We start from the raw sequence: 7,654 nt of genomic DNA on the forward strand, positions 1-7,654 counted from the left end.
GGACTGACGGGACGGGCACAGCGGAGCGGGAGACGGTCGCCGGGGCCAGGGAGACCGCCCGCGCCGATGCCCGCCTGCGTCGACGGATCGGTTCGGCAGACAGTGTCCGGGTCCGGCTCGACACCGGAGTCACGGCTCCGGCCACGGCACGGCGGTGGACCGGACTGGCGGGGGCTCTCGTCTCCGATGATCCCCGGGTGCCGCGCGACCGGCCCTACGCCGTGCTCGGGGGACCGGGGACGGGTAAGACCTCGCTGCTGCTCGACACCCTGGTCGCCTACCTCCGTGGTGGGGGGGACCCGGCCGGCGTCATGGTGGTCACCCCCTCGAAGGAGGCCGCGGCGGACCTGCGTGGCCGGCTCACCGACCTGTTGTGCTCCGGCGGTGCGGTCGGGACGGGCCGATCCGACCTGCCCGACTACGCTGCCACCGGCACCCCGGTCCGTTCGGTGCACTCCTGGGCCTTCTCCCTGTTGCGTGCCGTCGCCCAGATCCGTGACGAACCGCTGCCGAGGCTGATGACGGGTGCCGACCACGACCTGCTGATCCGGTCGCTGCTGTGCGGCAATGCCGAGGACTCCACCGGCTCCTGGCCTGAGCGTATCCGGCCGGCCCTTCCGCTCGTCGGCTTCGCCCGGCAGCTCCGTGACCTGCTGCTGCGCGCGGAGGAGCGGGGTGTCGGGCCGGAGCAGCTCACCGAGCTCGGCCACCGCCACGGCATCGACATGTGGGTCGGTGCCGGTGACTTCCTGCGTGAGAGCCGTCGGGTGGTGCGGCTCTCCGGCTCCCATGCGCTCAATGTCTCCGAACTGCTCCACCGTGTGCTCGATGAACTCGAGAACACTCCGGAGGGGTCCCGCATCCTCGACCGGCAGCGGAGCACCGTCCGGCTGCTGCTCGTCGATGACGCACACAATCTCGACCCCGCCTCCGCCCGCCTCCTCGACCTGCTCACCGTGCCGGGTGCGCGCACCCTCGTCGCCGGGGACGCCGACCAGTGCGTCTTCCATTTCCGCGGCGCCGACGAAGACTACCTCACCGGGCTCTCGGCGGACGCCGACCACCGGGTCGTCCTCTCCCGGTCCCACCGGCTGGGCACGGCGGCGGTCACGGCGGTGAACCGGCTGGGCCGGCTGCTGCCGCCCTCGCCGACCCGGGTCCCGGTGCGAGTCCCAGGGCAGGGCACGGCAGACGGCACGGACCCCGGTGACACCGCCCCGGACCTTGTGGTCCGCCGGGCCCCGTCGGCCACCGCCGAACGGCTCAGCGTCGCCGACGCGGTGCGCCGGGCCCATGTCACCGACGGGGTGGACTGGAACCGGATCGCCGTGATCGTGCGCACCGCCGGGGAGATCCACGCACTGCGGCGCACCCTGCTCAGCCACGGTGTTCCGGTCAAGGTCGACCCGACGAGCGTCGTGCTCGCCGAACAACCCCTCGTCTCCTCGCTTCTGCTCGCCCTTGACGCCCTGGTCCGGCCGTTGACCGTCGCCGAGCTGCAGCAGCTCATCGAGAGTCCGGTCGGCGGAGCGGACCCGGTGATGCTCCGCCGGATGGAGCGCTCCCTCGCCCCGGTGACGGCAGGTACCGGAATGCGTGCCATGGACGCGGTCGGCCTCCTGGCCACCGGACGTGCCGACGAGCACCTGGCGGAGAGGTGGCGGCGCCGCTTCGGACCCCGTGAACTCAACCTTCTCGACCACGTCAGCGAGGTCATCGGTGCCGGCCGGGACGCCCTGGCGGCCGGTGGCTCCGTAGAGGCCGTGCTGTGGGCGGTGTGGCAGGCCACCGGGCTGGCCACCAGGCTGCAGACCCGCGCCCTGCGCGGCGGCACCCTCGGTTCCCAGGCCGACCGGGATCTTGACGCGGTGATGAGTCTCTTCGACCTTGCCGGTGATCTCGTGGAACGGTCTCCGGCGATTACTGTGGAGACCTTCCTCGACGGCGTCCGCGCCCAGGAACTGCCCACCGGTGCCCGCGACCGTCGTGGCGTACGGCCCGACGCGGTCGAGATCCTGCCCGCCCACGCCGCCGCCGGTCGGGAATGGGAGGTCGTCGTCGTCTCGGGCGTCCAGGAGGACAGGTGGCCGGCCGGGCCGACCGTCGGCGGCCTGTTCGGACAGCAGGAGCTGGTCGACCTCCTCGACCGGGGGATCACCCCGGACACCGTCATCTCCCGGGCCAGCACCGCGCTGGCGGAGGAACGCCGGCTGTTCCTCCTCGCCGTGTCCCGCGCTACCAGGTACACCCTGGTCACCGCGGTGGAATCCACCGGTGATGAGGCCTCGGTACCCTCCCGCTTCCTCACCGACGTCACCGGCGGCCCCGGAGGTCGCGGGGACGGCCCCGCCGCCGACACCGGTACCGACACCGACGAACCCCGGCCACACCCCGTCGACACCGTCTCCGACCCGCTGCCCCGCGTCCTGGCGATGGAACCCCTCGTCGCCGAGCTCCGCGCCGCCGTCTGCGACCCCGGCCGCCCCGGCCACGAGCGCCGTGCCGCCGCGGAGAACCTCGCCGTCCTCGCCGGGGCAGGGGTGTACGGCGCAGCACCCGCCGACTGGTGGGGCACCGCAGCCCCCTCCTCCACGGGCCCCGCGGTCGCCCACCGCCGCGGTGACACGGAACCCACCCTGCGCATCAGCCCCACCACCCTGGAGAATCTGGGGCGGACCACCGGGCAGGCCTGCGACCTGGCGTCCTTCCTCGACAGTCTGCGCCGCACGCCGACGACCGAGCCGATGAAGGTCGGCACCCTCATCCATGCACTCGCCGAGGGCTTCGCCGATGGACTGACCCCGGAGGACGCCGCCGACCTCGTCCGCGAGGTCGTCCCGTGGCTCGTCGACGGCCCGTCATGGACCGCCCGGCCCCTCACCGAGAGTTGCCTCGACGCCGTCGACCGGCTTCACCGCTGGTTGACCGAACGCGCCGGGTCAGGGCGCGCCGTCGAGGTCGAGAAGAAACTGGAGCACATGATCGGACACACCGACACCGGCCTACCCGTGATCCTCGCCGGTCGCACCGACCGCCTGGAGACCGCCGCCGACGGGGCGTCCACCGTCATCGACTTCAAGACCGGGAGGACGGCGAAGACCGCGGCCGAAGCGGCCGCGAGTCACCAACTGTCGGCCTACCAGCTCCTCGTCTCCCTCGAGGACGGACGCCACGCCGACGGGGCGATGCTCGTCTACCCCCGGGTGGAGAACACGAAGGTCAAGGTCCTGCAGCAGGGCCAGCTCAGTGAGGCCGACCTCGACGAGTTCCGTGATTTGGCCCTGGCCACCGCCGCCCGGGTCGCCGGGCCCGGTTTCAGCGCCACCGACGCCTGCGGGGACACGGAGTACGCCTGCCTGTGCCCCGCCTGCCGCGCCGGGGAGCAGGTGATCTAGATGACCGCCCCCCGTTCCTCCGGTACCGTCGACCCCGTCGAACTGTCACAGCGGTGGCTGCGCCAGGATTTCCCGCCCACCGATCAGCAGGCCGCCGTCATCGGCGCCCCTGCCGGCCCCATGCTCGTTGTCGCGGGTGCGGGGGCAGGCAAGACCGAGACCATGGCAGCCCGCGTCGTCTGGCTCGTCGCCAACGGCATGGTGCTGCCCGAGCAGGTCCTCGGCCTCACGTTCACCCGTAAGGCCGCACGTGAGCTGGGGGTGCGCATCCGCGCCCGGTTACAGTCCCTGGCGTCCTCCGGACTGGTCGAGGCGATGCCCGCGATCACCCCGACGGTGTCCACCTACGACTCCTACGCCGGCGACATCGTCCGTGAGTACGGTCTGCTGCTGCCCACTGAACCGACCGGGCGGCTGATCACCGACACCGAACGCTGGATGATCGCCAGGGATGTGGTGATGGAACGGCACACCGGTTTCACCACCCGCCGTTCGGTGCCCACCATCATCGATGACATGCTCGAGCTCAGCGACGGCATGGACAACCACCTCACCACCCCGGACGAGGTCATCGCCGAATGCCGGGCCACCGCCGCCGAGATCGACGGCCTGCCCGACCGGGACGGCAAGACCCTCAAGGGGGTCGACTCGACCCTGGAGAGGATCGGGGACGCCCTGGTCTACCGGCGTGAACTCCTCGACGTGGTCGCCGACTACCGGGCGAGGCTCGCCGAGCGCAACCTCATGACCTTCGGCGCCCAGATGTCGAAGGCAGCCCAGACCGTCGCCGCGCACCCCGAGGTAGGGGACGCCCAGCGCCGTCGGTTCCGGGTGGTCATGCTCGACGAGTACCAGGACACCGGTCACGCCCAGCGCGTGCTGCTGCGCAGCCTGTTCGGCGGCGGGGTCGATCCCGGTCTCACCGTCACCGCCGTCGGTGACCCGATGCAGTCCATCTACGGATTCCGCGGTGCGACCGCAGCCAACCTGGCACACTTCCGCACCGATTTCCCGACCGGTACCGGGGGAGACGCCACCCCGGCCGCGCAACGGGAACTGACCACGTCCTGGCGTAATCCGGCACGCGTCCTCGACCTGGCGAACACCGTCTCACGCTGGTCGCTGGACGCCACCGGTACCGGATCAGCTGCGGTCTCCCCGCTGGTCTCCCGACCGGGCGCCGGTACCGGGGACGTGAAGGCCGCCTGGTTCGACACCCGTGAGGAGGAACTGGTCTGGCTGGCTGATGAACTCGCCGCCCGCTACCACCACCGGGACGCGACCCGGGAATTCTCCGCGGCGGTCCTGCTGCGCAAGAACGCCGAGGCCACCCCGATCCATGACCTGCTCGTCGAGCGGGGCGTGCCGGTGGAGATGTCCGACGGGCCCGGTCTGCTGGAGGTACCCGAGGTCGCCGACGTGTACGCCACGCTGCGGGTCCTCGTCGATCCCTCCGATGACATCGCGCTGCTCCGGCTGCTCACCGGGGTGCGGTGGAACATCGGCGCCGCCGATCTGCAGGCTCTGGCGCGTCGCGTCGACCAGTTGACGCTGCGTGACCGGGGCACCGGAGGCAGGTCGGGGGAGGACGCGGGCGGCGGTGCGGGAGAGGACACCGACGAACCTACCGGCCTCACCGCGCTGGTGACCCCACAGTCCGGGGACTCCCCGGCGACGGCCACGGTCCGCCGCCGACTCGCCGACCTCGACCGCGACTCCTCACGTGTCCCGGTCGGCCTGGCGGAGGCCCTGGCAGACCTGCGCGGCATGACGGAGTTCGGGATGTCGGCGACCGGGTTGGAGCGGCTCAGTGAACTGGGGCGGGAGCTGCGTTTCCTGCGTCTGCAGTCCCTCGGCAAGCCGCTGACGGACCTCGTCGCGGCCATCGAGCAGATGTGCGGGGTGCGCACTGAGGTGCTCACCCGTTACCACCGTGACCGGCGGCGGTCCATCGGTACCAGCCACCTCGACCGGTTCGCCGAGGTCGTCCGTTCCTTCTCCGACCTTTCCGGGGCGTCCCCGGGGGCGCTGGTGGACTACCTGCGCGCCGCCGAGGCCAGGGAGAAGGGGTTGGAGGCCGGTGAGGTGGAGAAGCGCAGCGACTGTGTCCAACTGCTCACCGTGCACAAGGCCAAGGGCCTGGAGTGGGAGATCGTCGCGGTGCCGCACGCCACGCGGAAGACCTATGCGGACGCGGTGAGGCGTCCGACCGTCGAGTCCTGGACGACCAACGCCCGCATCCTGCCTTCGGGCCTGCGGGGCGACGCCACCGATGATCCGACCGACACCACCGGCATGCCGGTACTGGACCTCTCCGATGTCGTCGACCGCAAGGGTGTCGTTGAGGCGGACGACGCCTTCAAAATCGCCCTGGGCGTCCATGACGCCAAGGAGGACGACCGGCTGTTCTACGTCGCCGTGACCCGCGCCGAACAGACCCTGCTGGTCTCCGGGGCGGCGTTCAACAATGACGCGAAGAAACCGGTGGACCCCTCCGTCGCGCTGACGCTGATCCGCGACCGCCTCGCCGCGACCGCTCCGGAATGTATTGTGACCTGGTCGGATCTGGGCATGGTCTACTCGAAGAAGGAGCTGAGGCGGTTGGCGGAGGCGGGGGAGGACGGCGCCCTGCAACACAGGGAGGACGCGCTGATGGTGCCGGAGAACCCCGCGGCCCGCAATGATCTGGTCGAGGCCTATGAGCGGACCCTGCCGGAGAACCCCCCCGCGCAGTGGCCGCGACCCACTCTCACCGAGCGGCTGCCCGGAGTGGCGGAGGGCGCCGGCCTGGTGCGCGCGGCGATGGAGGCGACCCCGGGCGGGGTGCCGGAGCCGGACCCGGGCACGTTGGCCGACCAGTGGGCCCGGGAGACCGCGCTGCTGGTCCGGGAGCACCGGGCGCAGACCGTCCCGGAGGTCGTCGTGCCACTGGGATCCCGGCTCACCGCGACCGAGGCGGTGGCACTGTCACGTGATCCCGAGGAATTCGCCCGGCGACGGCGCAGGCCGGTGCCGCTGGAGCCGCGACCGTACACCAAGCGCGGCACGGCGTTCCACAACTGGGTGGAGCGGCACTACGGCTCGGTGGGACTGTTCGACGAGGACGAGCTGCCGGGCGCGGCTGACGCCACCCTCGCCGACCCGGTGCTCGCCACGCTCAAGGAGAGGTTCCTGGCCAGTGAGTGGGCGGACCGTACCCCGGTGAGTGTGGAGGGCTCGTACTCCGTCACCCTGGCCGGTCACCTGTTCGAGGGGCGCATCGACGCGGTCTTCCACGACGGAGATGACCCGCTGACCGGCTGGACGGTCGTGGACTGGAAGACCGGGCGGAAGCCGACGGGCCGTGACCTGGCTGACGCGTCCCTCCAGCTGGCCGTATACCGGCTCGCGTGGGCGAAGCTGCTCAGCGCCCGCTACGGTCGCCCGGTCGACCCGGCGGACGTGCGCGCCGCCTTCCACTACGTGGTCTCGAACGAGACCTGGGAACCGGGTACACTGCCGTCTGCAGAGGACCTGGCAGGATGGCTGGCCGGACCGGACGGAGGGCGCGAGAATGCGTGACAGGCTGCGTGACCGTTTCGGTACGGACGAGGACGTCGACTCCCTCCCGCCGCATGCGCTGACGAAGGTCATCAGCATCCCCGCACCGGAGCAGACCAGTCCATGGTGGCTGATCGTCCGCCGCATGGCCTACGCCCTGATCCTCATCATCGTGTCCTCGATCGTTGTCTACCTGGACCGCGACGGGTACCACGGTGTCAGTACGTTCCTGGACGCCGTGTACTACTCGGCGGTGTCCCTGTCGACCACGGGCTACGGCGACATCACCCCGGTGACGCAGGAGGCCCGCCTGCTCAACGTCCTGCTCATCACCCCGATGCGCGTCATCTTCCTGGTCCTCCTGGTCGGCACGACCCTGTCGGTGCTCACCGAGGAATCCCGGAAGGCCCTGAAGATCCGCCGCTGGAGGAGAAGAATGCGTAACCACACCGTCGTCATCGGCTACGGCACCAAGGGCCGTGCCGCGATCACCGCACTGCTGGCCGACGGCGTCCCCGCCGACCGGATTGTCGTGGTGGACTCGGACCCGGAGGTCCTGGCCCACGCGTCCTCCCGCGGCCTGGTGACCGTGCAGGGTTCGGCGACGAAGTCCGACGTGCTCAAGCTCGCCGGGGTGACCCGGGCCAGGGCCGTCGTCGTTGCCCCGAACCTCGATGACACAGCCGTGCTGATCACGTTGTCGGTCCGTGAGATCGCCC

The 7,654-nt window shown here is 71.1% G+C and carries 3 protein-coding genes; all 3 read left to right on the top strand.

Annotation, left to right across the window (positions count from 1 at the left end; translation table 11 throughout):
- Window positions 1–86: 86 nt before the first annotated feature.
- Window positions 87–3,395 carry an ATP-dependent DNA helicase gene (locus QZV72_RS03710; RefSeq protein WP_297005445.1) on the top strand — a complete coding sequence of 1,103 codons (3,309 nt, stop codon included), beginning with the start codon at window positions 87–89 and terminating at the stop codon, window positions 3,393–3,395.
- The gene (locus QZV72_RS03715) at window positions 3,396–6,956 is read left to right on the top strand and encodes a UvrD-helicase domain-containing protein (protein ID WP_297005441.1); all 3,561 of its coding nucleotides are present in this window, start codon (window positions 3,396–3,398) and stop codon (window positions 6,954–6,956) included.
- Window positions 6,949–7,654, top strand: a 706-nt coding sequence (locus tag QZV72_RS03720; RefSeq protein WP_297005443.1) for a TrkA family potassium uptake protein, incomplete at its 3' end; no start/stop codon positions are given. The genes QZV72_RS03715 and QZV72_RS03720, both read left to right, overlap by 8 nt.

Source organism: uncultured Corynebacterium sp. (assembly GCF_902782855.1).
In the GTDB taxonomy this organism is placed as follows: domain Bacteria; phylum Actinomycetota; class Actinomycetes; order Mycobacteriales; family Mycobacteriaceae; genus Corynebacterium.